This window comes from Arthrobacter globiformis NBRC 12137 (assembly GCF_000238915.1).
Classification (GTDB): Bacteria; Actinomycetota; Actinomycetes; order Actinomycetales; family Micrococcaceae; genus Arthrobacter; species Arthrobacter globiformis.
The window spans coordinates 96,094-122,436 of the sequence record NZ_BAEG01000039.1; the positions used below are offsets into that span (position 1 = coordinate 96,094).

Below are 26,343 nucleotides of genomic sequence, written 5' to 3' on the forward strand. Positions count from 1 at the left end.
TGCTGTGGGTATGGATAGTGCAGTGGTTGCGGGGACGTTGGAGGCCGTCGGTGCCTCTGCTCTTTGGCTGGCTGCTGGGCTGCGTCGGGTGGCTGATCCGGGTCCGGCTGCGTTGCCCGGTGGGTCGGATCCGGGTGAGGCGGATCCTTTGGGGGATCTGGCGGGTGCGTGCCTGGAGGGTCTGGCCGGTGTGGCTGCGATGGAGGCCCGGCTGGCGGCGGTGAAGGTGCACCTCGCCGCCGGCTTCGCCGCGGCGGAGGAGGCCATGACTCCGCCTGAGGCGTCCGCGCAGGATCGCACCGTGCGGCGGATGTCGGTGACCGCCGAGGTCGCGTGCGCGCTGACGGTGAGTGAAGGGTCGGCGGAGCGGTTGCTGGTGGAATCCGCGAAACTCACCAGTGATCTGCCGTTGGCGCTGGGCGCGCTGGGCTCAGGAACTATCTCCTGGCAGCACGGGCGGATCATGTGTGACGAGACCGAGGGTCTGTCGCCGGAAGCGGCGGCGGCGTTTGAGGCGCATTTCCTGGACCCGGACGCACCTAACCCGGCCCGGGGTTGTCCGGCGGGGGAGCTGACGACGGCAAGGTTCCGGGCGAAGGCCAGGTACTGGCGGGAACGGCATCATCAGGTCAGCATTGAAAAACGCCACCACAAGTGTGTGAAGGACCGGCGGCTGGAGTATGCCCCGGACCGGGACGGGATGGCGTGGCTGTCGGCGTATCTGCCCGCGGATCAGGCGGCCGGGATCTGGAACCGGACCACCGCCGCTGCCCGGGCTCTGCAGGGCCCGAGCGAAACCCGCACTCTGACCCAGCTCCGCGTCGACGCGTTCGCCGGTTGGTTGCTCGGCCCGGCACCGGGAGTGGGCGGCGCGACTGATGACCCGCCCACAGACTCTGCGCGGGCTGGTGACGTGCCAGCCCGTGGAACGCCGGCCGCGGGACTGCTCGTTGGTGATGTTCCCTCGCCGGCGGCGCAGGTTCTGGTCACGGTTCCGGTGTTTTCGCTGCTTGGCCTGTCCGAGGAGCCGGCCACTCTCGACGGGCACGGTCCGATCCCGCCGTCGATGGCCCGCCGGCTGGTCGCCGACGGCGCAACATCATTCCACCGGGTGCTGGTTGATCCGCGGGACGGGGCACCGTTGGAGATCGGCAGCGCCAGCTACCGGCTGACGAAGCCGATGCGCCAATGGCTGCGGCTCCGCGATGCCAAGTGCACCTTTCCCAACTGCAACAACCACTCCCTGGACAACGACGCCGACCACATCCTCGCCTGGGCCGACGGCGGCGGCACCGGCGTCGCCAACCTCGGCCAACCCTGCCCCAAGCACCACAGACTGAAACACAGCACGCAATGGAGACCCGTCGGCGCCACTCGCGACAATCCACCAGGCTGGATCTCGCCCATGGGGCGGTCTTACCCCGCCGAGTACCAGGACTGGGAACCACCCACCTGGCCAGAACCACCGCCCGGCCAAGATTCGCGGGAACTGCCGCCTGGCTGGCAAGACTGGCTGGAGCCGCCAAACTTACAGGAACCGCCGCACGTCCAAGATTGGCGGGAACCGTCGCTCGTTCAGGACTGGCCCGAGCCTCCAGGGTGGTCAGACGGACCCGATGGGTTCGACGGGTTCAATGACCGGTCTGGACTGTCCTGGTATCAAGGCCGCGAATCCGTGGAAACCCCCGAGGACCTTGACGGGGTTGGGACCCCAATGGCTTTCGGCGTTCCTGAACCACCCCTGCCGGTTGATCCATGGCCCTACTGGTCATCCATAGCGGCCTAGGAATACGCCTGCCCCTATCGCGCCGCCGCAACCCCCTGCCACTTGCCGTCTCCGTGCTGGGCCTGCCCCTGCCGGTCGGGCGCCAAAACCGCTGCCCACTTCTCGTGCCCTAGCAGTGCCCGCCCGCCGGTAGTACAGTCTCCCCACCGAGCAAGGAGGCTCCCATGTCCATGCAAGTCCACCACGTCGCCCAGTTGGACCGGGATGTGGCCGACGAAGTCACAAAATGGCTGAAGTACCTGAAGGGCCAGGTCACCACCGTCCAGTTCCTCACCACCACCATCCCGGATCCCAAAGAGCCGGAGAAGTGGCGAGTGCAGTACGAGGCCTACATCACCTATCAGCGATAGCGGCGCTTTCCACATAGGGCATGACGGGACTGTCGGGAAGGCTAACCGTTTCCTAGCGTGGTGGATATGTCACGCCGGACCGCTGGAGCATCAGCCAGCGCTCAGCCGCGCGCTGGGGAAGGGCGGCCAGGCCTGGGGTATTCCGGTGGTGGACGTCGCTCCATGCAGGGGAGGACAACAGATGGGCGGACAGCCAGTCGACTGGCCGCCTCACTCGGACTGCCCACCACCCCCGGCCTTACGGGCAGTACCGGTCCTGTCGGAGATGAAGAGCCCAACCAGCAGCCCGGCGGTGGTGCCACTGGACTGCTCGACGCGGGATCGGGAGGTGGCTTTACCTATGGCCGCCAGGCCGGTTCCGCCGGGTCTGCGGTGTCCGAGGAAGTGCCCGAACCGCGGTTCCGATGGCGTCTGGGCATTGGCGCCGCAGCATTGGTGGGCGTGCTGTCGCTGATCGCCGGGGTCCTGCTCTGGTGGCAGGTGGCTGCCAACGGACCCGTAGTCCTTCCGCTCGGCTCAGTGACCCACAATGCGGCCGGGTCACCGGCCACCAGCGCAGCGGACAAGGAGGGCAACCCGGACGGCGGAGGCACGGATGGCAGCGGGCCGGGCAGTGACGGCAACGACACTGACGCAATAGGCGCCGGCGGGACAGACGCCGGCGGGGCGAACAGTGCCGGGGCGAACGGTGACGGGGTAGCCGGGAACGTCGTGGTGCACGTCGCCGGGGCGGTGAAGAAAACGGGAGTGGTCCGGCTCGCGCGGGGAAGCCGGGTACACGAGGCCATCGCCGCCGCCGGGGGCGCCCGCCCGGAGGCCGACCTCGACCGGCTCAACCTGGCTTCCCCGCTGGAGGACGGCCAGAAGATCTACGTACCGCGCCGCGGTGAGGCGGCACCGGCCGACACTACCGGTGCCGCGCCAGCTGACAAGTCTGGGGCGGTCGGCGCATCAGGAGCGGACGATGCCACAGCCGATGGAACCGGCGGGCATGCAGGGACTGGTGCCGGCGGGAAAATCAACCTCAACACCGCCACCGTGGAGGAACTCGGCGAGTTGCCGAGGGTTGGCCCTGTGCTGGCCCAGCGAATCGTCGACTGGCGCACGCAACAAGGCCCCTTCAAGTCGCCCGAGGAACTGGACGCCGTCGACGGAGTCGGGCCCAAAATGCTGGAAGCCTTGCTTCCGCTGGTGACGGTCTGACATGAAGGGCAGGACCGGACGCGCGCCCAGCCCGTGGCACCGCTATGTCCAGGCGGCAGTGGACTTCCCTAGGGCCGACTCCACGTCACATGAGTCCGGCGCCGGCGATTCTGCCCCAACGGAATCAGTGCCGTCTCAGTCTCCGTCCCGTGCCGGTCCCGCGACTACTCTCGGCCAGAAAATCCGTGCGGACATCCGCCGTCGTCTGCTGCCGGACGAGCAGGACGCGGCCCCATCTGAATCCAACCGGCGTCGAACCGATCTTCGCCTTGCCCCGGCTGCACTGCTCGTGTGGGCCGCCACGGTCGCCGGACCATGGCTGACACCAATCGGCCTACTGTTTATCTGGGGCAGTCTCGCTGCGTGTGCCGGAGTGCTGCTGGCGATGGTCCTGCGCAGGAAGAGCGCCGGAAGGCACTGGCGGCGCAGTTTCCTGACCACCCTGACGGCAGCACTCATGCTGGCCGCAGCGTCGACAGCTCATTCTGCCGTGTCCTCGGCCCAGCGCCATGACGACCAGGTGGCAGGACTGATCGCCGGGCGGGCGTCAGTTGTGGTGGAAGCCGAGATCACCGGGTCTCCGCGAGCCCTCAAGACACCTGGCCCCTCGGGCCGTGACGAACGCTGGGCAGTCGGGGCGGTGGCCCGGTCGTTGACGTCCGGAGGCCACGTCACGCACGCCCAACTGCCGGTGGTCATCATTGGCGGGCAGGAATGGCAGCATGCCGGCACCGGCCAGTTGCTCCGGGTCACCGGAAAGCTCCGGCCTCCGGACCCGGGCCGCGTGGAGGCAGCGATGTTGACTGCGTCCTCACCGCCCGCCCGGCTCGCACCAGCGCAGGACTGGCAGCAGGCGCCGGCCGCGCTGGGCAAGAGGTTCGCCTCGGCCTCGGCATGGCTGGCCCCCGACCCAAAGGGCCTCCTCCCGGGCATGGTCACGGGCGATACCGGTGGCCTCGACGAAGGGCTCGAGACAGCCATGAAAACCGTTGGCCTGACGCACCTGACTGCGGTGTCCGGTGCCAACTGCAGCCTGATACTGGGCGCTCTGCTGTTGGCGGCACGCTCGCTGCGCCTTGCCAGGTTTCCCGCCGCTGCTGTCGCCCTCGCTGGCCTCGGGTTGTTCGTTCTCATGGTGGGGCCCGATGCCAGCGTGCTCAGGGCATCGCTGATGGGTGCGATTGCATTGGCGTCCCTGGCGGGCGGCAGGGCAGGCCGGGGACTCAGTTTCCTTTGCCTGGCCGTGATTGCCCTGCTGCTCGTGGAGCCGGAACTGGGCGTCAGCTTCGGGTTCCTGCTCTCCGTCCTCGCCACCCTGGGGATCATTGTGCTGGGCCGCTGCGTCATGGGCTGGTTTCCAGCAAACGCGCCGCGCTGGGCTGCAGCAGCTGTTGCCGTACCCCTGTCAGCCCAAGTCCTGTGCGGCCCTGTCATCGTGGTGCTGCAGCCGCAGTTTTCCACCTACTCGCTGCTGGCCAACGTGCTTGTTGCCCCGCTCGTAGCGCCCGTGACCATCCTGGGTACGGCTGCAGTGACGCTCCTGCCACTCGCTCCGTGGCTGGCCACCTTCCTTATCGGCGCGGCGGGCTTCTTTGCCGGCGGAGTGGCAGCCGTCGCCCGGTTCACCGCCGGTCTTCCCGGTGCCGCGCCGCCCTGGCCGGAGGGCGTGTTCGGGTTGCTGACCATGCTGCTGTTCTCCGTTGTGACATTGTTGTCCGTGTGGATGGCCGCCCATCCCGCCCGGACCATCAAGCTGGTGTTCGCCGCGCACGCTGGCACTGTCCGCCTCCTTGACCGGCTGCCGGAGGTCAGGCTCCGCCGCGCCAGCCCCGCCGATCATGGGAGACTTAGACTCTGCAACCTGAACTCCGGGAGGAATCACCAGTGGCCGCTGCCCAGCAACGACCGAAGACGCCCGCAGCCAATGCGGCGTCGTGGCGAGACGTGGCCCCTGCGGCGGTCGTCCTGATTACGGGTCCCGAGGAGTACCTCGGCATCCGCGCGATGGACCGTGTCCGGAGCCAGGTGCGTGCGGCCGCGCCGGACGTCGAAATCACCAGGCTCACTGCCGGCTCGTACGAGGCCGGGGCGCTGGCCATGAACGTCAGCCCGTCGCTGTTCGGTGAGAGCAAGCTGATTGAGGTGGACGGCCTCGAAGCAATGAACGACGCCTTTCTGGCGGACGCACTGACCTATCTCAAGCATGTGGAGCAGGATGCTGTCCTCGTGCTCCGGCACGGCGGCGGAACCCGCGGCAAGAAGCTTCTCGACGCCGTGAAGGCCGGGGGATGGCCGACCGTCGACTGCCAGCCGTTGAAAAAAGATGCGGAAAAGACCGCCTTTGTCACCGCGGAGTTCAAGGCCGCCGGCAGGCGGATCACTCCGGAAGCAGTGCAGTCCCTGGTCAACGCGGTGGGCGCCAATCTGTCCGAGCTGGCGGCGGCGTGCAGCCAGCTCATTGCCGACGCCTCCACTGCCGTCGACGCTGACATGGTCGACCGCTACTACGGCGGCAGGGTCGAAGCAACGGCCTTCAAGGTGGCAGACGCCGCGATGGCAGGCAACGGTCCGGTGGCGCTGTCCACGCTCCGTCACGCTCTGGCCACCGGTGCCGATCCGGTGCCGCTGGTCGCTGCCCTGGCGGCGAAGCTGCGGACAGTTGCCAAGGTCGCCGGCGCCAAGGGCTCGGCGGCTCAGATCGCCAAGCAGTTGGGCATGCAGCCGTGGCTGGTGGAGCAGGCGCAGCGGGACGTCCGCAGGTGGACGCCGGAGGGCCTGGCGCGGTCCATCCAAGTCACGGCCGAAGCCGATGCCCAGGTCAAAGGGCTATCCCGTGATCCGGTCTACGCTGTGGAACACGCCGTGACGGTGATAGCGGCGGCTGCCCGCGGTCGATAGCCCGGCGCCGCGGGAATTGGCGGACGCGAAGGAGGCGGAACTGGCCGCCTCCCGGCCCTGCACCCGGTGGACGCGGTCTGAAGTGGCCGGACTCGGAACGGGGGCCGGAAGTCCGGGGACCGCCGTCGGGAAGCACCGCCGTCGGAAGTTAAAAGAGAAGTGGCCGGCACCAACGGTGCCGGCCACAAGCATCAGTTCAAATGAACTGGAAAACCTTAGAGTGCGTTGACCTTCTTGGAGATCGCCGACTTGCGGTTTGCAGCGTTGTTCTTGTGCAGAACACCCTTGCTGACAGCCTTGTCCAGCTTGCGGCTGGCAGAAACGAGCGCAGTAGTAGCAGCTTCCTTGTCGGAGGACTCAACGGCGGTGTTGACGGCGCGGATGGCCGTCTTCAGCTCAGACTTGACTGCGTTGTTGCGCAGGCGAGCCTTCTCGTTGGTCAGGATGCGCTTCTTCTGGGACTTGATATTTGCCACGTGTGAACTCTCTTTGTAATGCGGAAATGGTCTAGAGGGCTTTCAAGCTGGCCTTGACTGAGCGGCGTGGGGATACCTATGGCGGCCAGCCATCAGTGACCGTCGACCTGCACGGACACACAGCTATAAATCTTAGCAGGTCGCGGCCATTTGTGGCCATTCAGCCCGCGGACGGCGCGCCGGCGTCACTTCCAGCCGTGCAGCAGCCGTAACTCGTCCGCCACCAGCCTAAACTTCTTCCGCTCCAGAACCGAGCCCTCGCGCCGAATGTCGGCCGGATGGATCTGCAGGACGCGGTCCAGCTTGGCCTCGCTGGGGCGGCCCTGCCTGTCCCACGGGCCGGTGCCGATATCCACATAATCGCGGCGGGCACGCGGGTGGCCGTCATGGTCCTTGCTGGTCAGCATCAGACCCAGCAGGTACCGCCCATGGCTGCCAACAAGGAGGACCGGCCGGTCCTTGCCCCGTGAATGGTCCTCTTCGAAGGGAACCCAGGTCCACACGATCTCGCCGGGGTCCGGGCGGCCGTCCGGGGAAGGGGCGTACCGCAGCGTCGCCGTGCCGGTGAAGTCGCCCGGGTAGGTCCCCGTTACGCCGGCCCGGAGCCGGGCCGCGTTTCCGGACCTGCCCGGGGCGGGCGCCCGAGTGGCGGGCGCCGGAGTCCGGCCCGCCGGCTTCCTTAGCACCCCGAGGAAGCGCAGCGATGCTCGGACGGCGCCGCCGATGGAGGAGAAGTTCAATGCCATGCGGGCCACCCTACCGGCGCGGCCTCCGCACCTGCCGGACCTCCGGGCGTGCGGCCGCACGAAATGTACTGCCAGCGCCCGGGACGTGGGAGACTAGAGGTTCAGATATTGCGGCAGGCAGCAGGATGGCCAGAGTTCAGCCTGAACAACGCCGCTGAAATGCCAACAGTAAGGACCCTGCGTGTCTCCCATGGCCCGCACCGCCCCGGTGCCCGCCGCGACAGATCCGGCCATTATTCGGAATTTCTGCATCATCGCGCACATTGACCACGGTAAGTCCACCCTGGCCGACCGCATGCTGCAGTTCACCGGCGTCGTGCAGTCCCGCGACATGAAGGCCCAGTATCTGGACCGCATGGATATCGAGCGCGAGCGCGGCATCACCATCAAGTCCCAGGCCGTCCGCATGCCCTGGGAACTCGACGGCAAGAGCTACGCCCTGAACATGATCGACACGCCGGGCCACGTGGACTTCACCTACGAGGTGTCCCGCTCGCTCGCCGCCTGCGAGGGGGCCGTTCTGCTGGTGGACGCAGCGCAGGGCATCGAGGCCCAGACGCTGGCCAACCTGTACCTGGCCATGGAAAACGACCTCACCATCATCCCGGTCCTGAACAAGATCGACCTGCCGGCCGCCCAGCCGGAGAAGTACGCCGCCGAACTGGCCAGCCTGATCGGCGGCGATCCCGAAGACGTGCTGCTGGTCTCCGGCAAGACCGGCGTGGGTGTCGAGGCACTGCTGGACAAGATCGTGCGCGACCTGCCCGCACCGGTCGGCGACCCCGATGCACCTGCCCGGGCCATGATCTTCGACTCCGTCTACGACACGTACCGCGGCGTGGTCACCTATGTCCGCGTGGTGGACGGGATGCTGCACCCGCGCGAGCGGATCCAGATGATGTCCACCAAGGCCAGCCACGAACTCCTGGAAATCGGCGTCAGCTCCCCGGAGCCCATCCCGTCCAAGGGCCTGGGCGTCGGCGAGGTGGGGTACCTCATCACCGGTGTTAAGGATGTCCGCCAGTCGAAGGTGGGTGACACCGTCACCAACCTCGCCAAGCCCGCCGCGGAATCGCTGAGCGGCTATGCGGATCCCAAACCGATGGTGTTCTCGGGCCTCTACCCGCTGGACGGCACCGACTACCCGGTGCTCCGCGACGCACTGGACAAGCTCAAGCTGAACGACGCCGCCCTGATCTACGAACCGGAAACCTCCGCAGCACTCGGCTTCGGCTTCCGCGTGGGCTTCCTCGGCCTGCTGCACCTGGAGATCGTCCGTGAGCGCCTCGAACGCGAATTCAACCTGGACCTGATTTCCACGGCCCCGAACGTGGTCTACGAGGTCACGCTCGAGGACAAGAACGTGGTCACTGTGACCAACCCCAGCGAATTCCCCTCCGGGAAGATCAACGAGGTCCGCGAACCCATGGTGGCCGCGACAATCCTCGCGCCCAACGAGTTCGTCGGTGCCATCATGGAGCTCTGCCAGGGCCGCCGCGGCGTCATGCGCGGCATGGACTACCTGTCCGAGGACCGGGTCGAGCTGCGGTACTGGATGCCCTTGGCCGAAATTGTTTTCGACTTCTTCGACCTGCTCAAGTCCAAGACGCGCGGCTACGCCTCGCTGGACTGGAAGGCCGACGGCGAACAGGTCGCCGACCTTGTCAAGGTGGACATCCTGCTCCAGGGCGAACAGGTGGACGCCTTCAGCGCCATCACCCACAAGGACAAGGCCTATGCCTACGGCGTGATGATGACCGGCAAGCTGCGCGAACTTATCCCGCGCCAGCAGTTCGAGGTGCCCATCCAGGCGGCCATCGGGTCCAGGATCATCGCCCGCGAGTCCATCCGTGCCATCCGCAAGGACGTTCTGGCCAAGTGCTACGGCGGTGACATCTCCCGTAAGCGCAAACTGCTCGAAAAGCAGAAGGAAGGCAAGAAGCGCATGAAGATGGTGGGGCGCGTGGAAGTGCCGCAGGAAGCCTTCATCGCCGCCCTGACCACCGACGAGTCCAAGGACAAGGCCAAGAAGTAGTGGTGAAAACCGTGGCTGCAACCTCCGGAGGCCGCACGCATGCCTAGCGTTCTTCCCCTGGGTGACCCCGCGCCGTCGGACGGCCGCCTGCCGGAGCAGGCGGCCAGCGGTGCAGCCAGCCGGGCCTTCGGGCTCTACGTGCACATCCCGTTTTGCGCGGTGCGCTGCGGTTACTGCGACTTCAACACCTACACCGCAACCGAGCTTGGCGGCGGCGCGTCCCAGGACGCCTACGCCTCCACCGCCATCTCGGAAGTGGACTTTGCCGCGCGGGTCCTTGAAGAGTCGGGCCTGCCTGCCCGCAAGCTGAGCACCGTCTTCTTCGGCGGCGGCACGCCCACGCTCCTGCCGGCCGAGGATCTGGCTCGAATCCTCCGTGCCGCCATAGACACGTGGGGGATCGAACCCGGCGCCGAGGTGACCACGGAAGCCAACCCGGATTCCGTCACGCCGGAGTCTCTGCAGCTGCTCGCGGACGCGGGCTTCACACGGGTCTCCTTCGGCATGCAGTCCGCCGTGCCGCACGTGCTGAAGGTCCTCGACCGCACCCACACTCCGAGCCGAGTCCCGCTCGTGGTGCAGTGGGCGCGCGACGCCGGACTCGCCGTCAGCCTGGACCTCATCTACGGCACGCCCGGCGAGTCACTGGACGACTGGCGTTACTCCCTGGAGACCGCTCTGTCGTACCGGCCGGACCACATCAGCGCCTACGCATTGATTGTGGAGGACGGCACCAAGCTCGCCGCCCAGATCCGCCGTGGCGAAGTTCCGGGGATCGACGACGACGACCATGCCGACAAATATGAACTCGCCGACCGGATGATTTCCGACGCCGGCCTGCACTGGTACGAGGTCAGCAACTGGTCCGCGACGCCGGAGCAGGCGTGCCGTCACAACCTCGCCTACTGGCGCGGGGATGACTGGTGGGGCATCGGACCCGGCGCGCACTCGCATGTGGGCGGGGTGCGCTGGTGGAACGTCAAGCACCCCACCGCGTATGCCGGCCGGCTTGCCTCAGGCGCCTCGCCGGCGGCAGGTCGGGAGACCCTCGACGCGGAAACCCGGAGCGTCGAAAAGGTCATGCTGGAAGCCCGCCTATCCTCCGGGCTGCAAACGGCTGCGCTCTCACCCTCAGGCCGGAAGGCCGTGGCCGGGCTGATCGCCGACGGTCTTGTGGCGCCAGCGGACGCCTTCCGCGGCCGGCTGGTCCTGACCCTCAAAGGCCGGCTGCTGGCCGACGCCGTGGTCCGCAGGATCCTGCCGGACTGAAGCTCCCGGAGGCGCCACCGGCGCAAGGCTTAACAACAGCGGCCCCAGAACCGAACAGGTCTGGGGCCGCTGTCGTGTGCGCTTACTTAATCCAGCGGAGGTTGTACTGGTACCGGTGCGGCTGGCCCTTGTTGACGTGGACGCCCGCGGACACCGCGAAGCAGGTCAGCGCAATCCAGATGAGCGTGGCCACGACGGCGAACAGATTGCCGACGACGGGAAGTAGCACCAGGAGGTTGGCCACGAAGGCTGCAATCGTCGGCGGCAGGGTGAAGTTGAGGGCTTCCTTGGACTCCTGCGCGGTGAACGGGCCGCGGTCGCGGAAGATGAGGTAAATCAGCAGTGCCGGAACACAGCCGAGGATGCCCCCGAAGTGCGCCAGGGTGGCCCACTGCCGGTCCTCGCTGGCGGTCAGCGGAAGCGCATTGGCCGGAACCCCATGGTACTGGGGCAGGTCCTGGCCGGACTGTGTGTCCCTGCGGTCGCGAGCGTCTTCTGCCACGGTGTCTTCCTTTAGCTTGCGTTGGTGCGATAGTGCGTTGATGGCGCCGGGGCCGCGGTGCGGTGGCGCCGTACCAAGGATACCGGCCCGTACGGGCAATCGCGGGCCCAACGCCGATTCGCGGGACCGGATCTATGGAACAGTGAGGAAATCGATGACTTCTTCCACCCGGCCCAGCAGGGCAGGCTCAAGGTCGGCGTAGGTGCGCACGGCGCCAAGGAGTTTCTGCCAACCGAGGCCAATGTCTTCCTTCGTCCCGTGCGGCCAGCCGAAAGCCGTGAGGATACCGGTTTTCCAGTCCGTGCCGCGCGGCACCACCGGCCACTGCGGAATGCCCAGAACCGATGGCCGGATCGCCTGCCAGACGTCGACGTACGGGTGGCCCACGATCAGCACGTTCCCGGCGGCGCCGGGGGACGCCATCACGGCGTCGGCGATCCTGGACTCCTTGGAATCCGGGACCAGGTGGTCCACCAGAACGCCAAGCCGGCGGCCGGGACCGGGACGGAAGGAGGCAACTGCCGCCGCCAGGTCGTCGATGCCATGGAGCGGCTCGACGACGATGCCCTCCACCCGGAGGTCGTCGCCCCAGACTTTTTCCACGAGTTCAGCATCATGCTTGCCTTCAACCCAGATCCGGCTAGCTTTGGCGACCTGCGCGCGCTGCCCTTCCACCCGGACCGAACCCGACGCCGTCCGCGCGGCGCCCTGCCCTGCGGGCTTGGCCTTGGGGGCCGGGGGCATCAGGCGGATCGGCTGCCCCTCCAGGAGGAATCCGAAGCCCAGCTTGAAGGACCGTGACTTTCCGCGGCGGTCTTCGAGCGCCACCAGGTGCATTCCGCCGGACTTCTCCACACGGGTTACTGCGCCCACCCAGCCGGACTGGACGTCCTCGAGCACCATGCCGCGCTCCACCGGGACCTCCGGCAGGCTGTTCTTGGCGGGCGCTGCGATCTCCTGCGCGCCCCAGGTCTGGTACTGCATTCGTTCACCGCTCTGCACTCGGAAGGAGCCGCTCCGGCCGCGGACATGCCGCCGGGGGACAGGCGCCCGGAATTTCGCCCGGAGCGGTACCAATGCTAACAACGCGGCGACTCATATTAGACTTGTTAGCACTTAGGCATGTCGAGTGCTAACCACAGCGTTGCGGGCAGGATTACCGCCCGGCGCGGGTATGGCCAAAAGGAGGTGGACTGTGAGCGAACCACGGAAGCTAGAGGTGCTGCGCGCCATCGTGGAGGACTATGTCCATTCCCGCGAACCTGTCGGCTCCAAAGCCCTGGTGGAACGGCACCACCTGGGCGTTTCCAGCGCCACCATCCGGAACGACATGGCGGCGCTGGAGGACGAGGGCCTGATTACGGCCCCGCACACCAGCGCCGGCAGGATTCCCACGGACAAGGGTTACCGCCTGTTCGTCGACCAGATCTCGGCGGTCAAGCCGCTCTCCCCGGCGGAGAAACGCGCCATCCAGACCCTCTTGGAGGGATCGGAGGACCTCGATGACGTCCTGGACCGGACGGCCCGGCTCCTGTCCCAACTGACCAACCAGGTCGCCGTCGTGCAGTACCCGCACCTGAGCCGCGCCGTGGTCCGGCACATTGAATTCGTGCTGCTGGCGCCGCGGAAGGTGCTGATCGTTCTGATCGCCGACTCCGGCAAGGTGGACCAGCGCGTCGTCGACGCCGGACAGGACCTGTCCGACGACACGCTCGCCTCCCTGCGCACCCGGTTCCTGACCGGCGTGGCCGGCACGCCGGTGGCCATCCTGCCCCAGCACCTGGCCGCCGTCGTGGCCGGCTGCACGCCGGCCGAGCGCCCCGTTGCGATGGCCCTCGGCAAGGGACTGGAGGGCCTCGCCCACAACAGCCGGGAGGACCGGATGGTCCTGGCCGGAACGGCCAACCTGGCGCGGTCCAACGTGGACTTCCCGCTCAGCATCGGACCCGTGCTGGAAGCCCTCGAGGAGCAGGTTGTGATGCTGCGGCTCCTAAGCGACATGGCGCAGGACCCCCGGGGCGTGGCCGTCAGCATCGGCCGCGAAAACCCCTACGACGGGCTGGCCGAGGCGTCGGTGGTGGCCACCGGCTATGGCCCCGACGCCAGCGCCAAGGTGGGCATCCTTGGCCCCACCCGGATGGACTATCCCACCACCATGGCCGCCGTGCGCGCCGTGGCCCGCTACCTTTCGAGGATTCTGGGCCCGTGACCGCACGCCCCGGACATCCTTTGACCACAGGCAGTACAACCAGGAAGAGATACGAACTTTGAGCAGCCACTACGACGTTCTTGGAGTCTCCCCGGAAGCCACCGGCGAGGAGATCAAAAAGGCCTACCGCAAGCTGGCCCGCTCGCTTCACCCGGACGTCAACTCCGGGGAAGACGCAGCCGAACGGTTCAAGGCCGTCACCCACGCCTATGAAGTGTTGTCCGATCCGCAGAAGCGCAGGGTCTACGACACGACCGGTAACGAGAACGGCACCGACAACGGCTTCGGCGGCGGCGGTTACGCCGGCCAGGGCTTCGCGTTCCAGGACATCTTCGACACCTTCTTCGGCGCGGGCGGGACCTCCGGGCCCGCGTCCCGCGTCCGCCGCGGCCAGGACGCGCTCATCAGCGTCCGGATCGACCTGCGCGATGCCGTTTTCGGCGTCAACAAGAAGCTGGAAGTGGATACGGCCGTCACCTGCCCCACCTGTGAAGGCTCCTGCTGCCAGCCGGGCACGCATCCCGAGCGCTGCGACATCTGCGGCGGCAGCGGACAGGTTCAGCGGGCGGTCCGTTCCATCCTCGGCCAGGTCATGACCGCCGCTCCCTGCGGCTCATGCGAGGGCTTCGGCACGGTCATCAAGGACCCCTGCAACGAATGCAGCGGCCAGGGCCGCATCCGCAGCCGCCGTTCCCTGACCATCAAGGTTCCGGCCGGTGTGGCCACCGGAACGCGGATCCAGCTCTCCGGGCAGGGTGAGGCCGGCCCCGCGGGCGGCCCGTCCGGCGACCTTTACGTGGAAATCCGGGTCAACAACGATGCTACTTACGTCCGCGAGGGCGACGACCTCCACGCGACGCTGAACATTCCGATGACCGCCGCTGCCCTTGGCACGGAACTGAGCCTTGAAACCTTCGATGGCAAGCAGGAGATCGACGTCAAGGCGGGCACGCAGTCCGGCGAGATCATCACCCTCCGAGGCCTCGGCGTCACCCACCTGCGGGGCTACGGCCGCGGCGACCTCAAGGTCCACCTGCAGGTGGAAACCCCGTCCAAGCTCGACCCCGCCCAGGAGGACCTGCTCCGGCAGCTGGCCAAGCTCCGCGGCGAGCAGTTCTCCGAGGGCAAGCTTGCAGCCAGCGGCGGCGTCTTCGCCAAACTGCGGGACCGCCTCGGTAACCTGTAGCGGTGAGCAACCCCCTATTCTTCACCCCGGCCGGCGCGCTGGACGGCACGGTTCCCGGTTCTCTGTTCGTCCTCGACGGCGCCGAGGCCCGGCACGCGGTGACCGTCAAGCGCCTGGCGGTGGGTGAGCAGGTGGACCTGGCCGACGGCGCCGGCAAACGCATCACGGGAACGGTGACCGGTGCCGCCCCCGCCGAGCTGACGGTCGAATGCACCTCCGTCAGCGTGGAACCGCGGCCGGACGTGCGCCTGGTCCTGGTCCAGGCCCTCGCCAAGGGTGACCGGGATGAGCTTGCGATCGAAACAGCCACCGAGTTGGGGATCGACGCCGTGATTCCCTGGCAGTCCGAACGGTCCATCGTCAGGTGGAAGGGTGACCGGGCGGCCAAGGCGCACGGGAAATGGCAGTCCACCGTGGCTGCGGCTGCTAAGCAGGCGCGCCGCGCCTGGATCCCTGAGGTGCGTCCCGCCGTCGACACCCAGGCCCTGGCAAAGACCGTGGCGGAAGCCGGCCTTGCCGTGATCCTGCACGAAGATGCAGTGACGCCGCTGCGGCGGGTCCTCGGCAAGTGGTCGGAGGAGCGCCAGGAGGCGGCCGGCTCCGGAGAGATCCTCCTCATCGTTGGTCCCGAAGGGGGCATCAGTCCCCGGGAGGTCACCCGGCTGTGCAGTGCCGGGGCGGTCACGGCGCTGTTGGGTCCGCACGTCCTGCGGTCATCGACGGCGGGACCGGCCGGCGTCGTGGTAGCAAGCGACGTCCTGGGCCGCTGGTAGCCTCAACCAGCGAACGGCGCTAGCGACCGGTGAACGGTAAGCCCAGCGCACTCGGGGACTTAGCGCACTGGGGACTTAGCGAACGGTGAACCCGCGCGTGTCCACGTTGAGTTCGTCTTCAGGCTTGCCCGGGTCGATCTGGGAGACCCGCACCTCGTAGTTGCCGGGCGCGAGATTGACCGTGATGCCGAAGACTCCGGAGGCGGCGGGATCCGAGGCCGCCGTGGCCTCCCCGGTCAGGTAGCTTTCCTTGTCGCCGTTGTCCTGGACCTTGAGGATGCGCCAGTGGAGTTTGCCGTTGGGGACGGTGCTTCGTCCGGAGATCTTGACCCGGCCGTCGCTGACTTCGGTGCCCTGCTGCGGATCGATGATCCACACCGGCGCCACCATTCCGGCACTGCGCGACGTGGGGGCACCGAGCTTGACGTGCTTGAAGGCCAGGTAATCGGTGTGCCCGTCCACCAGGATCACTACCTCGATCTGCTGGCCGGCGTCAATCAGGCCAGAACTGGCCCCCGCGGCGGTTGCGGTGTATACCAGTTGCTGGATGGCCCGCTGGGCCATGTCCGCGTCGAGGTTGCTGTTGAAGGCATCGGCGGAAACGTCCACGGTAATGACGTTGGTGCCCGAGATCGACGTCGCGAGGTTCTTGGGGTTCTGCCACGGCGTGAAGAAGTCCGGATCCAGCGGTGTCTCCGACATCATGGCGCGAAGGGCCCGCGTGATCGGGTTCTCATCGTCCGGCACGTCGCGGAACTCGCGGTACAGGAACACGTTGCTGTTGCTGCGCCCGATCCAGTAGACCGGCGCCTTGTTCGAGGACTGCGTCGTTTCCAGTGGCGCGCTGGTAGTGGGGACGCCGTCCGTGCCCGCCGCCCGGCGCGACGAGGACGTCGGAGAGTTGGCGGAGGTCACCGCAGGGTCAGGATCGGCGATGCACCCGGACATCAGCAGGGCAGCCGGAAGCAGCGCGGAGAGCAGCACGGAGCGCATCCGCGGTACTTTCCGTCCCGGAGTTCCTTGCTGACTGATGCTGGCGATCCCTTCGAATAGGCAGTTGCTGGCGGGCAGGCCGGACCGTTTCCGGCGAGCTCCTTTTCCAGCATTACACGAGTCTTTGGGGCACAGCGTGCCTTTCGCGGCAGGCGGCCGAACTGCAACGGGAACGATATGAGGCCGATACAAAGTTGATACCTAATTGCGGGAACGCGTTACGGAATTGCGGTCCGCTGTGACCTTCCGGGACGGCTGGCCGAGGCGTGCGCTGGCGTAAGATGTAAAGACACAAACGAGTTATATTCCGAACTGGAGGGAACTGAAGGCCTGCGGGCCGTCACCATGACTGAATCAGCTAACGGAAAGCGCCGCCTCAACACGGGGGACCGAACCACGGGCGAATTCCCCCATACTCTTCCCGGTGTCCGGACGGAGGTGGTCATCTTCGATAACTCTGATCAGATGGTGCAGTCGCTGGGAAGCCACGACGAGGCCCTCCGCTTCATCGAGGACCAGTTTCCGGCCGTCAGTTTCCACGTCCGCGGCAACGAACTCTCCATCAACGGACCCGCGGCCGATGTTCCGCGGATCATGCGCCTGCTCCACGAGGTCCGGGGGCTCGTGGCCCGCGGCACCATTATTACGCCGGCAGTTCTCCAGCAGCTGGTTTCGCTGCTCCGCAGCCAGTCGCTGCAGAACCCGGTAGAGGTGCTGACGCACGACATCCTGTCCAGCCGCGGCAAAACCATCAGGCCCAAGACGCTGAACCAGAAGAACTACGTGGACGCCATCGACGCGAACACGGTGATCTTCGGGATCGGCCCCGCCGGTACCGGCAAGACCTACCTCGCGGTGGCCAAGGCGGTGCAGGCCCTGCAGCAGAAGGAAGTCAGCCGGATCATCCTCACCCGCCCCGCCGTCGAAGCGGGCGAGCGGCTCGGCTTCCTGCCCGGCACGCTCAGCGACAAGATCGACCCGTACCTGCGCCCGCTGTACGACGCGCTGCACGACATGATGGACCCCGAGTCCATCCCCCGGCTGATGGCGGCCGGAACCATCGAAGTGGCGCCGCTGGCCTACATGCGGGGCCGGACACTGAATGACGCCTTCATCATTCTTGACGAGGCACAGAACACCACGCCGGAACAGATGAAAATGTTCCTGACCCGCCTCGGCTTCGGCTCCAAGATGGTGGTCACCGGCGACGTCACGCAGGTGGACCTTCCGTTCGGAACCCGCTCCGGCCTGCGCATCGTCGAGGAGATCCTCACCGGAATCGACGACGTCAGCTTCTCCGTTCTGGACGCCGCCGACGTCGTCCGCCACCGCCTGGTGGGGGACATCGTCAACGCCTACAGCATCTGGGACGAAGCACAACGCAACCGGGTCAAGCATTCCGTTCCCCGGGAACGACGGGAGAGCACGCATGAGCATCGAAGTTAACAACGAGTCCGGCATCCAGGTGGACGAAGCCCAGCTGGTGGCGCTGGCACGCTTCATCTTCGAGCAGCTGTACATCCATCCGCAGGCGGAGCTGTCCATCCTGCTGGTAGACGAGCCGGCCATGGAAAAACTGCACATCGAACTCATGGATGAGCCCGGAGCCACCGACGTGCTCTCCGTACCCATGGACGAGCTCACCCCGGGAACCCCGGACAAGCCGACCCCGCAGGGCATGCTTGGCGACATCGCGATCTGCCCGCAGGTGGCCGAGGTCCAGGCCCGCAACGCCGGACACTCCACGCAGGACGAGATGCTGCTCCTGACCACGCACGGAATCCTCCACCTGCTCGGCTATGACCACGCCGAACCCGAGGAGAAGGCAGAAATGTTCGGCCTGCAGCGCGACCTGCTGACGGCATTCACCGGCAAAGAAGCACCGGCCGAGACCACCCAGTGACCTCCCTGCTCCTTGTCTGCATGGCGCTGGCGTTTCTCGGTGCCGCAGCGCTGCTGACTGCTGCCGAGGCGGCGTTCAGCTTTCTCCCGCGCCACGACGCCGAGCAGGCGGTGCAGGGGAGCCAGGGCCCGGCCCTGCGGAGGATCCTGGATCAGCCGATGACGCACATGCGTGCCCTGCGTTTCTGGCGGATCTGGTTCGAATCGGCCTCCGCCGTGGCCGTGGCTGTCCTGCTTTACAGCCTGCTGGACAGCGTCTGGCTGGCCGGCCTGGCCGCCACAGGCATCATGGCGATTCTCGGGTTTGTGCTGGTGGGGGTCTCGCCGCGCCAGCTGGGCCGTTCGCACCCGGCGGCCGTGGCGCAGTATTCGGCGTCACTGGTCCGGTTCCTGGCCTGGATCCTCGGACCCATCCCCGCCTGGCTGGTCCGGCTGGGCAGCTCGGTGGCCCCGGGTTCGCCCAACGGGGACGACTCCTACTTCAGCGAGGAGGAGTTCCGCGAACTGGTTGACCGGGCCACCGAGTCGGACATGATCGAGGACAACGAGGCCGAACTCATCCAGTCCGTCTTCGAATTCGGTGACACCCTGGTCCGCGCGGTCATGGTGCCGCGGACGGACATCCTAACCATCGACGCCGGTTCGAGCCTGCACAGCGCGATGGCCCTTTTCCTGCGGTCCGGCTATTCCAGGATCCCCGTCATCGGCGAAAACACGGACCAGATCCTGGGCATCATCTACCTCAAGGATGTGGCCGCCGCGATCCACAGCATGGACCCGGAGGCCGAACCGCCCGTGGTGGATGCACTGGCCCGTGAGGTCCGTTACGTTCCGGATTCCAAGCCGGTGAGCGACCTCCTGCGGGAACTCCAGAAGGAATCCACCCACGTGGCCATCGTCATCGACGAATACGGCGGCACCGCAGGGCTGGTGACGCTCGAGGACCTGATCGAAGAGCTCGTCGGCGAAATCGTGGATGAATACGACTCCGAGAGCGCCGCCGTCGTCGACCTGGGCGACGGCACGTACCGGGTAAGTGCCCGGATGGGGATCGACGATCTGGGCGAGCTGTTCGGCATCGAACTGGACGACGACGAGGTGGACACCGTGGGCGGCCTGCTGGCCAAGGCCCTCGGGCGGGTCCCGATAGTGGGCAGTGCCGTGGACGTCGACGGCGTTTCGCTGCGCGCCGAGCGGCTGGAAGGCCGCCGGAACCGTGTCAGCCACATCATTGCGGGCGCCGCCCCTAAAGGCCCCGTTCCACAAAATACTGACCTTGAAGAACTTCTCGACGAGGCCGAATCAATGCAACAGGGAGTTCCACGTGAGCAAGCAGAATAAGGCCGACGGCGGCGAGCCGTTCGGCGGGTACCATGCCGGATTCGCGGTGCTGGTGGGCCGCCCCAACGCGGGCAAATCCACCCTCACCAACGCCCTGGTGGGCAAGAAGGTGGCCATCACGTCAGCCAAGCCGCAGACCACGCGGCACACCATCCGCGGAATCGTCCACCGCGAGGACGCCCAGCTGATCCTCGTTGACACCCCGGGCCTGCACCGGCCCCGCACGCTGCTGGGCAAGCGGCTTAACGACCTCGTGGCGGACACGCTCTCAGAAGTGGACGCGATCGGGTTCTGCATCCCCGCCAACGAGAAGATCGGCCCCGGTGACAAGTTCATTGCCGCCCAGCTCGCCGCCGTCGGCCGCAAGCCGGTGATTGCCCTTGTCACCAAGGCAGACCTGGTGGACCGGCAGGCCCTGACGGAGCAGCTGCTGGCCGTCGCCGAGCTCGGCAGGGAAGTGCTGGGCGAGGACGGCTGGAAGGACATTGTTCCGGTTTCGGCTGCGGACGGGTTCCAGGTGGGCACGGTGGCGGACGTCCTGATCAGCCACATGCCGCCGTCGCCTCCGCTCTATCCGGACGGCGAGCTGACCGATGAGCCGGAGGCGGTCATGGTGGCCGAACTCATCCGGGAGGCCGCCCTGGAGGGTGTCCGCGACGAGCTGCCCCACTCACTGGCCGTGGTCGTGGAGGAAATCGTTCCGCGCGAGGGCCGGACCGAAGACAACCCGCTCCTCGACGTCCGCGTCAACCTTTACGTGGAGCGCCCGTCGCAGAAGGCAATCATCATCGGCAAGGGCGGAAGCCGTCTGCGGGAGGTCGGCACCAACGCCCGGAAGGGCATTGAGGCGCTCTTGGGCACCCGCATCTATCTCGACCTGCACGTTAAGGTGGCCAAGGACTGGCAGCGCGACCCGAAGCAGCTGGTGAAGCTCGGGTTCTGACCCGCTGCCGCCCGCAATCCGGGGCCGGCGTCTGCGCGCCGGGCCGCGAACGCTGGATTTCCGGCGTTTTCCCAGAAACGGCTACTAAAATAGGCCGGATCCCATTTTTTCGAGGAAGGTACACCCTGTGGTGCGACGCCGCGACAACCGCGCCCAAGGACCGGGCACTCCCGCCCGTTCCGAGCCAGCTGCCCGGCATGCCGAGGACTCCCGGCTGGGCGCTGCCCGGCACCTGAATGTGCGCCACATGCCCGCGTGGCTCAAGGTGACCACCGCCGTCGTTGCTGTGGTCCTGGCCGGCGGCCTGGCCTTTGCCGGCTACTGGTACTTCCGGCTGCAGTCCAACATCTCCACGGCGGCACTGGGCGCCGGAAGCAGCCGCACCGACACCACGGACGACGCCACCGGCAGGCTGCAGATCCTGATCCTGGGCTCCGACACCCGCGACGGCAAGAACTCGAATTACGGCAGCACCGAGGATTCCACCGGCTACGGCAATTCCGACGTCATGATGCTGATGGACATCTCTGAGGACAACAAGCGGGTCAACGTCATCAGCTTCCCCCGCGACCTGCTGGTGGACATTCCCAAGTGCACCGACCAGAAGACCGGCAAGCAGTACGCGGCGCGCAGCGGCATCATGATCAATGAAGCCATGAAAGAGGCCGGCATCGGCTGCGCCGTGGACACGGTCAACAAGCTGACCGGCATGGAGGTGGACTACTTCATGATGGCCGACTTCAACGCCGTCAAGGAGCTGTCAAACGCGGTGGGCGGTGTGTCGGTCTGCATCAGCGACGCCGTCTATGACCCCGACTCGCGGCTGCGGCTGCCCAAGGGCACCTCCCAGGTGCAGGGTGAACAGGCTCTGGCGTTCCTCCGCACCCGCCACGCCTTCGGCGACGGCGGCGACCTCGGCCGCATCAAGGCGCAGCAGGGCTTCCTGTCCTCGCTGACAAGGAAGATCAAGGACGACGGCACCCTCTCCAACCCGGCGAAGCTGCTGAACATCGCCGACGTCATCACCAAGAACCTGACCGTCGACGACGGACTCTCCTCCGTACCGTCGATGATCACCATCGCCAACCGGCTGAAGACGATCGACGTCGGCAAGGTCGCCTTTGTGGCGCTGCCGACCGTCCCGGCCGCGAGCGATCCCAACCGGCTGGAAGCCGCGCAGCCGGCGTCCTCCCAGCTGTTCGCTGCCCTGCGCAAGGACATCGACCTGACGGACCCGGACGGGAAGGAAACCCCTTCACCCTCGGCGACGCCCAAACCGTCGGCCAGCTCCACTCCGACGGCCACGCCCAAGCCCACCCCGACGGCGGCGCCGTACGACAAGGCACTGCAACCCGTCACGGTGGCCAACGGAACCGGCTCAGCCACCAGGACGCAGGAAATCGTTGAGGCCGTTGTTGCCGGCGGCTTCACCCAGGTGGGGCAGCTGGAGGCCGACGCCACGGCAAAGACCATGGTGTACTACGGACCCGAGTTCGCGGACGTCGCCGCGGATGTGGCAGCCCTGTTCGGTATTCCGGCCGCCCAAGTGGCGCCGTCCTCCGGCGTTGCGGGCGTGCAGCTGTACCTCGGCAGCGACTTCCCGTCCGGAACCAAGTACGGCAAGGCAACGGTTCCCAAGGACATCGTCAACCAGACAGCCAGCGATACCGTTTGCCAGCAGGCAAACCCGGAGCTGATCGTCCAGCAGTGAACATCCAATAACCGGACACAAAAAATGCCGGGCCGCCCCGAACGGGGGCGGCCCGGCATTTCTGCACTCACCAGATGCTGACGCGCTCCTCCGGAGGCATCCACATGCCGTCCTCCTCCGTGACACCGAACGCGGCGTGGAAGGAGTCGAGGTTCTTGGCTATGGCGTTGGTGCGGAACTCGTTGGGGGAGTGCGGATCCGTGGCGAGGCGCCGGATGGCCTCCTCGGTGCGGATCACCTGGCGCCAGCCGGCGGCCCAGGAAGCGAAGAAGCGCTGCTCACCCGTCAGCCCGTCGAGCACGGGAGGTTCCTGCCCGTCGAGGCTGAGGCGGTAGGCCTTGTGCGCAATGGTGAGTCCGCCAAGGTCGCCGATGTTTTCGCCCAGCGTGAGCTTGCCGTTGACGTTGTGCCCGGGCGCGGCATAGGGGGACAGCGCGTCGAACTGGTCCACGAGGCGTCCGGTCAGGGCTTCGAAGGCCTTGCGGTCATCCTCTGTCCACCAGTTGCGCAGCTCGCCCGTGCCGTCGAACTGTGAGCCCTGGTCATCGAAGCCATGGCCGATTTCGTGGCCGATCACCGCCCCGATGCCGCCGTAGTTCACGGCATCATCCGCTTCGGCGGTGAAGAACGGCGGCTGCAGGATGGCTGCCGGGAAAACGACCTCGTTCAGCATCGGGTGGTAGTACGCGTTGACGGTCTGCGGCGTCATGAGCCACTTGTTATGGTCCACCGGCTTGCCCACCTCGTCCAGGTGCCGGTCGACGTCGGCATTGTGCGCCCGTTCCACATTCCCCAGCAGGTCTGCGGGGTCGATCACCACTGCTGAGTAGTCGATCCACTCGTCGGGGAAGCCGATCTTTGCCCGGAAAGCCCCCAGTTTCTTCAGCGCTTCGGCCTTGGTGTCCTCGCCCATCCATTCCAGGGCGCTGATGCTGTCCCGGTAGGCCTCGATCAGGTTGCCCACGAGCGTCTGCATGCGGGCCTTGTGGCCCTCCGGGAAGTGCTTGGCCACGTAGATCTGGCCTACGGCCTCGCCCAGTGCTGCCTCGACGACGGCGACGCCCCGCTTCCAGCGGTCCTTGTTCCGCGGGGTGCCGCTGATGGTGGTGCCGTAGAAGGCAAAGTTCGTGTCCACGAAGGCGGAAGACAGGTAAGGGGCGGCGGAGTTGATGACCCGCAGGGCAAGCCACTCCTGCCACACCGGCAGCGACTCCGAGGCCAGCAAAGCGGCGGCGCCGGCAAAGAAGTCAGGGGTGCTGACCACAATCTCCTGCCGCTTGTCCGCGGCGACGTCGGCGGCTTCGAACCACGTGTCCAGCAGGGGGAACAGCTCGCGTGCCTCGCCGGCCGATTTCAGGTTGTAGGTCTTCTGCGGGTCACGGAGCGTGACGTTGTCCCAGTGGTGGGAGGCGAGAGCGGTCTCCAGCGCCACCACCCGGGCCGCGGCGTTTTCCGGATCGGCGACGCCGGCCAGGCCGAACATGGTGCCCACGTACTCCCGGTAGGACTGCACCACCGGGGCGAATTTCTCTTCGCGGTAATAGGACTCGTCAGGAAGCCCGAGGCCGCCCTGGCCCGTGTACAGCAGAACGCGGTCGGGGTTGCCGGCGTCGGGCGCCGGGTAGATGTAGAAAAGTCCCGAAACGTCGGCACGGAAGAGCCGGCCAGCCAGTGCCAGCAGCTCGGAAATGCTGGCTGTCGCGAAGACCTCGGCCAGACGTCCGCGGATAGGGTCAAGGCCCTTGGCCTCGATCGCTGCCTCATCCATGAAGCTGCTGTAGAGATCGCCGATCTTCCGCTCGATGCCGCTGGCCTCGGACCCCTTGGCCGCGGCTTCCTCGATGATTTCCTTGACTGCCAGTTCGGAACCGTCGCGAAGGGCGGTGAACGTGCCTTCCAGCGGACGGTCGTCAGGGATGGTGGTGTCCTTGAGCCAGGCGCCGTTCACATGCTGGTAGAGGTCGTCCTGTGGCCTCACGCTGCGGTCGATGTTTGACAGGGCGATCCCCGAAATTGGCACAGGAGCTCCTTCGATGACGGGCTGCGGCCGGCACTTTCACCGGTGCAGCGTCTGCATGGTGGACGTTGCTGGAGGTGTTGCCCCTTCATCTTACGCACCCGTGTTACTGTGAAATGGTGCGTGCAGAACTCCTTCTTCTTAGCTGCCGCGGCGAGGCCTCAGACGCGATCTAGCGCAAGGCCCATCCTCGTCGCGGAGTTTGCGTTGCCCGGCCACCCTTTCACTCAGGAATCACAGAAAAGGCCAGATTAATGCGAAACGCACAGAAGCCCTCGGGAATGCCGATCCACCGCTACATCCCCTTCCAGGACCAGATCAAGGTCGATCTGCCGGACCGCACCTGGCCGGACAAGACCATCACCACGGCCCCGCGCTGGTGCGCCGTGGACCTGCGGGACGGCAACCAGGCCCTGATCGACCCCATGAGCCCGGCGCGCAAGATGAAGATGTTCGACCTGCTGGTCCGGATGGGCTACAAGGAAATCGAAGTCGGCTTCCCCTCCGCATCCCAGACTGACTTCGACTTCGTCCGGCAGCTGATTGAGGGCAACCACATCCCGGATGACGTCACCATCCAGGTGCTGACCCAGGCCCGCGAACATCTCATCGAGCGGACCTACGAGTCCCTGGTGGGTGCCAAGCAGGCCATCGTGCACCTGTACAACTCCACATCTGTCCTGCAGCGCCGCGTCGTGTTCAACCAGGACGAGGACGGCATCCTGGACATCGCGCTCCAGGGCGCCCGCCTGTGCAAGAAGTACGAAGAAACGCTGGCCGATACCCACATCACCTACGAGTACTCGCCCGAGTCCTTCACCGGCACCGAACTGGAGTACGCGGTCCGCGTCTGCAACGCCGTCGCCGACGTTTTCGAGGCATCCGCCGACCGCCAGGTGATCATCAACCTGCCCGCCACCGTGGAAATGGCCACCCCCAACGTCTACGCGGACTCCATCGAGTGGATGAGCCGCCACCTGCACCCCCGTGAAGGCATCATTCTCTCCCTGCACCCGCACAACGACCGCGGCACCGGCGTGGCCGCGGCCGAGCTGGGCTACCAGGCCGGCGCCGACCGCATCGAGGGCTGCCTGTTCGGCAACGGTGAGCGCACCGGCAACGTGGACCTGGTGACCCTCGGCCTGAACATGTTCGTGCAGGGCATCGACCCGATGATCGACTTCTCCGACATCGACGACGTCCGGCGCACCGTGGAGTACTGCAACCAGCTGCCCGTCGCAGAGCGGGCACCGTACGGCGGCGACCTCGTCTTCACCGCGTTCTCCGGGTCCCACCAGGACGCCATCAAGAAAGGCCTCGAAGCCCTGGAAAAGGACGCGGCAGCCGCGGGCAAGGACGTCAGCGACTTCACCTGGCAGGTTCCCTACCTGCCCGTGGATCCGAAGGACCTCGGCCGCAGCTACGAGGCCGTGATCCGCGTCAACTCCCAGTCCGGCAAGGGCGGCGTGGCCTACCTGCTGAAGAACGAGCACAGCCTGGACCTGCCCCGGCGGGCACAGATCGAATTCTCCGGCGTCATCCAGCGGCAAACCGACACCGTGGGCGGCGAGGTCAGCGGCGCCCAGCTGTGGCAGCTGTTCCAGGACGAGTACCTGCCCTCCGCCAAGACGGAAAGCCAGTGGGGCCGCTACTCGCTCGGCTCGGTGAAAACCGAAACCGACGAGGACGGGTCCATGACCCTGCATGCCTCGCTGGGCGTGGACGGCACCCACGTCAGCCGCACCGGCACCGGAAACGGCCCCATCGCCGCGCTGCTGGACATCCTCGGCCAGGACGGTGTGGACGTGCGGGTGCTGGACTACAGCGAGCACGCCCTGTCCGAAGGCGGCAGCGCCCTCGCCGCGGCCTACGTCGAATGCGCCGTGGGAGAACGCGTCCTGTGGGGCGTCGGCATCGATTCAAACACCAGCACCTCGGCGCTGAAGGCAGTCATCTCCGCCGTGAACCGGGCCATCCGGGACGCCCAGGCCTGAGCTTCCTGA

General features: G+C 66.7%; 22 protein-coding genes. 16 read left to right on the forward strand and 6 right to left on the reverse strand.

What is annotated here, in order from left to right:
* The first annotated feature begins 10 nt into the window (after nt 1-10).
* The 5 genes from ARGLB_RS07665 (at nt 11) to holA (ending at nt 6,237) form a co-directional block, all read left to right on the forward strand.
* Nucleotides 11-1,786: an HNH endonuclease signature motif containing protein gene (locus tag ARGLB_RS07665; protein WP_043418340.1), complete on the forward strand. Its 1,776-nt coding sequence runs from the start codon at nt 11-13 to the stop codon at nt 1,784-1,786.
* Nucleotides 1,787-1,950: 164 nt separating this feature from the next.
* On the forward strand, nt 1,951-2,136 hold the full coding sequence (locus ARGLB_RS07670; RefSeq protein WP_003800813.1) for a hypothetical protein: 186 nt from the start codon (nt 1,951-1,953) through the stop codon (nt 2,134-2,136).
* A 162-nt stretch (nt 2,137-2,298) separates the two neighbouring features.
* On the forward strand, nt 2,299-3,339 hold the full coding sequence (locus tag ARGLB_RS07675; RefSeq protein WP_003800815.1) for a ComEA family DNA-binding protein: 1,041 nt from the start codon (nt 2,299-2,301) through the stop codon (nt 3,337-3,339).
* A 127-nt stretch (nt 3,340-3,466) separates the two neighbouring features.
* Nucleotides 3,467-5,308 carry a ComEC/Rec2 family competence protein gene (locus ARGLB_RS07680; RefSeq protein ID WP_245531495.1) on the forward strand — a complete coding sequence of 614 codons (1,842 nt, stop codon included), beginning with the start codon at nt 3,467-3,469 and terminating at the stop codon, nt 5,306-5,308.
* On the forward strand, nt 5,224-6,237 hold the full coding sequence (gene holA, locus ARGLB_RS07685) for a DNA polymerase III subunit delta (RefSeq protein WP_043418343.1): 1,014 nt from the start codon (nt 5,224-5,226) through the stop codon (nt 6,235-6,237). Before ARGLB_RS07680 ends, holA begins: the two co-directional genes overlap by 85 nt.
* Nucleotides 6,238-6,452: 215 nt before the next feature.
* Here holA and rpsT read toward each other — a convergent pair whose 3' ends face one another.
* Nucleotides 6,453-6,713, reverse strand: coding sequence for a 30S ribosomal protein S20 (gene rpsT, locus ARGLB_RS07690; protein ID WP_003800822.1), 261 nt, complete (start codon nt 6,711-6,713; stop codon nt 6,453-6,455).
* Between the two features lie 185 nt (nt 6,714-6,898).
* Nucleotides 6,899-7,459 (reverse strand): type II toxin-antitoxin system PemK/MazF family toxin, encoded by a 561-nt coding sequence (locus tag ARGLB_RS07695; protein ID WP_043418379.1) that lies wholly within the window; start codon nt 7,457-7,459, stop codon nt 6,899-6,901.
* A gap of 181 nt (nt 7,460-7,640) precedes the next feature.
* Between ARGLB_RS07695 and lepA the strand changes: the two genes are divergently transcribed.
* Both lepA and hemW read left to right on the forward strand, forming a co-directional pair.
* Complete coding sequence (gene lepA, locus ARGLB_RS07700; RefSeq protein ID WP_003800824.1) at nt 7,641-9,494, forward strand: translation elongation factor 4; 1,854 nt, start codon at nt 7,641-7,643, stop codon at nt 9,492-9,494.
* A 39-nt stretch (nt 9,495-9,533) separates the two neighbouring features.
* A complete protein-coding gene (hemW, locus tag ARGLB_RS07705) occupies nt 9,534-10,763 on the forward strand; it encodes a radical SAM family heme chaperone HemW (RefSeq protein ID WP_003800825.1) in 1,230 nt (409 codons plus the stop codon).
* Nucleotides 10,764-10,845: 82 nt separating this feature from the next.
* On the opposite strand, the gene ARGLB_RS07710 is transcribed toward hemW, so the two are convergent.
* A complete protein-coding gene (locus ARGLB_RS07710) occupies nt 10,846-11,265 on the reverse strand; it encodes a DUF4870 domain-containing protein (RefSeq protein WP_003800826.1) in 420 nt (139 codons plus the stop codon).
* A 132-nt stretch (nt 11,266-11,397) separates the two neighbouring features.
* Nucleotides 11,398-12,249 carry a DUF3097 domain-containing protein gene (locus ARGLB_RS07715; protein ID WP_003800827.1) on the reverse strand — a complete coding sequence of 284 codons (852 nt, stop codon included), beginning with the start codon at nt 12,247-12,249 and terminating at the stop codon, nt 11,398-11,400.
* 211 nt (nt 12,250-12,460) lie between these two features.
* Here ARGLB_RS07715 and hrcA point away from each other — a divergent pair, with 211 nt between their 5' ends.
* The 3 genes from hrcA to ARGLB_RS07730 are packed head-to-tail and all read left to right on the forward strand — an operon-like array spanning nt 12,461 to nt 15,433.
* Nucleotides 12,461-13,474, forward strand: coding sequence for a heat-inducible transcriptional repressor HrcA (hrcA, locus tag ARGLB_RS07720; protein WP_003800828.1), 1,014 nt, complete (start codon nt 12,461-12,463; stop codon nt 13,472-13,474).
* Between the two features lie 58 nt (nt 13,475-13,532).
* Nucleotides 13,533-14,660, forward strand: a complete 1,128-nt coding sequence (dnaJ, locus tag ARGLB_RS07725) for a molecular chaperone DnaJ (RefSeq protein ID WP_003800829.1) — start codon at nt 13,533-13,535, stop codon at nt 14,658-14,660.
* 2 nt (nt 14,661-14,662) lie between these two features.
* Nucleotides 14,663-15,433 (forward strand): 16S rRNA (uracil(1498)-N(3))-methyltransferase, encoded by a 771-nt coding sequence (locus ARGLB_RS07730; RefSeq protein WP_003800830.1) that lies wholly within the window; start codon nt 14,663-14,665, stop codon nt 15,431-15,433.
* Between the two features lie 75 nt (nt 15,434-15,508).
* Here ARGLB_RS07730 and ARGLB_RS07735 read toward each other — a convergent pair whose 3' ends face one another.
* Nucleotides 15,509-16,426, reverse strand: a complete 918-nt coding sequence (locus tag ARGLB_RS07735; protein ID WP_003800831.1) for a GerMN domain-containing protein — start codon at nt 16,424-16,426, stop codon at nt 15,509-15,511.
* 345 nt (nt 16,427-16,771) lie between these two features.
* On the opposite strand from ARGLB_RS07735, the gene ARGLB_RS07740 reads away from it, so the two are divergent.
* The 5 genes from ARGLB_RS07740 (at nt 16,772) to ARGLB_RS07760 (ending at nt 22,323) form a co-directional block, all read left to right on the forward strand.
* Nucleotides 16,772-17,872, forward strand: a complete 1,101-nt coding sequence (locus tag ARGLB_RS07740; protein WP_003800832.1) for a PhoH family protein — start codon at nt 16,772-16,774, stop codon at nt 17,870-17,872.
* Nucleotides 17,856-18,329 carry an rRNA maturation RNase YbeY gene (gene ybeY / locus ARGLB_RS07745; protein WP_003800833.1) on the forward strand — a complete coding sequence of 158 codons (474 nt, stop codon included), beginning with the start codon at nt 17,856-17,858 and terminating at the stop codon, nt 18,327-18,329. The genes ARGLB_RS07740 and ybeY overlap by 17 nt, the downstream gene beginning before the upstream one ends.
* Complete coding sequence (locus ARGLB_RS07750) at nt 18,326-19,669, forward strand: hemolysin family protein (RefSeq protein WP_003800835.1); 1,344 nt, start codon at nt 18,326-18,328, stop codon at nt 19,667-19,669. The genes ybeY and ARGLB_RS07750 overlap by 4 nt, the downstream gene beginning before the upstream one ends.
* A complete protein-coding gene (gene era / locus ARGLB_RS07755; protein WP_003800837.1) occupies nt 19,653-20,612 on the forward strand; it encodes a GTPase Era in 960 nt (319 codons plus the stop codon). Before ARGLB_RS07750 ends, era begins: the two co-directional genes overlap by 17 nt.
* 127 nt (nt 20,613-20,739) lie before the next feature.
* The gene (locus tag ARGLB_RS07760; protein WP_003800838.1) at nt 20,740-22,323 is read left to right on the forward strand and encodes an LCP family protein; all 1,584 of its coding nucleotides are present in this window, start codon (nt 20,740-20,742) and stop codon (nt 22,321-22,323) included.
* A 67-nt stretch (nt 22,324-22,390) separates the two neighbouring features.
* On the opposite strand, the gene ARGLB_RS07765 is transcribed toward ARGLB_RS07760, so the two are convergent.
* On the reverse strand, nt 22,391-24,343 hold the full coding sequence (locus ARGLB_RS07765) for a M13 family metallopeptidase (RefSeq protein ID WP_003800840.1): 1,953 nt from the start codon (nt 24,341-24,343) through the stop codon (nt 22,391-22,393).
* Between the two features lie 251 nt (nt 24,344-24,594).
* On the opposite strand from ARGLB_RS07765, the gene leuA reads away from it, so the two are divergent.
* Nucleotides 24,595-26,334 carry a 2-isopropylmalate synthase gene (gene leuA / locus ARGLB_RS07770; RefSeq protein ID WP_003800841.1) on the forward strand — a complete coding sequence of 580 codons (1,740 nt, stop codon included), beginning with the start codon at nt 24,595-24,597 and terminating at the stop codon, nt 26,332-26,334.
* Nucleotides 26,335-26,343: the final 9 nt, after the last annotated feature.

Excerpts from the sequence above, each read along its gene's own strand:
- ARGLB_RS07665 (WP_043418340.1), top strand. The coding sequence starts at position 11 with ATGGATAGTGCAGTGGTTGCGGGGACGTTGGAGGCCGTCGGTGCCTCT.
- ARGLB_RS07670 (WP_003800813.1), top strand. The coding sequence starts at position 1,951 with ATGTCCATGCAAGTCCACCACGTCGCCCAGTTGGACCGGGATGTGGCC.
- ARGLB_RS07675 (WP_003800815.1), top strand. The coding sequence starts at position 2,299 with ATGCAGGGGAGGACAACAGATGGGCGGACAGCCAGTCGACTGGCCGCC.
- ARGLB_RS07695 (WP_043418379.1), bottom strand. The coding sequence starts at position 7,459 with ATGGCATTGAACTTCTCCTCCATCGGCGGCGCCGTCCGAGCATCGCTG.
- hemW (WP_003800825.1), top strand. The coding sequence starts at position 9,534 with ATGCCTAGCGTTCTTCCCCTGGGTGACCCCGCGCCGTCGGACGGCCGC.
- ARGLB_RS07715 (WP_003800827.1), bottom strand. The coding sequence starts at position 12,249 with ATGCAGTACCAGACCTGGGGCGCGCAGGAGATCGCAGCGCCCGCCAAG.
- ARGLB_RS07735 (WP_003800831.1), bottom strand. The coding sequence starts at position 16,426 with ATGCGCTCCGTGCTGCTCTCCGCGCTGCTTCCGGCTGCCCTGCTGATG.
- ARGLB_RS07740 (WP_003800832.1), top strand. The coding sequence starts at position 16,772 with ATGACTGAATCAGCTAACGGAAAGCGCCGCCTCAACACGGGGGACCGA.
- ybeY (WP_003800833.1), top strand. The coding sequence starts at position 17,856 with ATGAGCATCGAAGTTAACAACGAGTCCGGCATCCAGGTGGACGAAGCC.
- leuA (WP_003800841.1), top strand. The coding sequence starts at position 24,595 with ATGCGAAACGCACAGAAGCCCTCGGGAATGCCGATCCACCGCTACATC.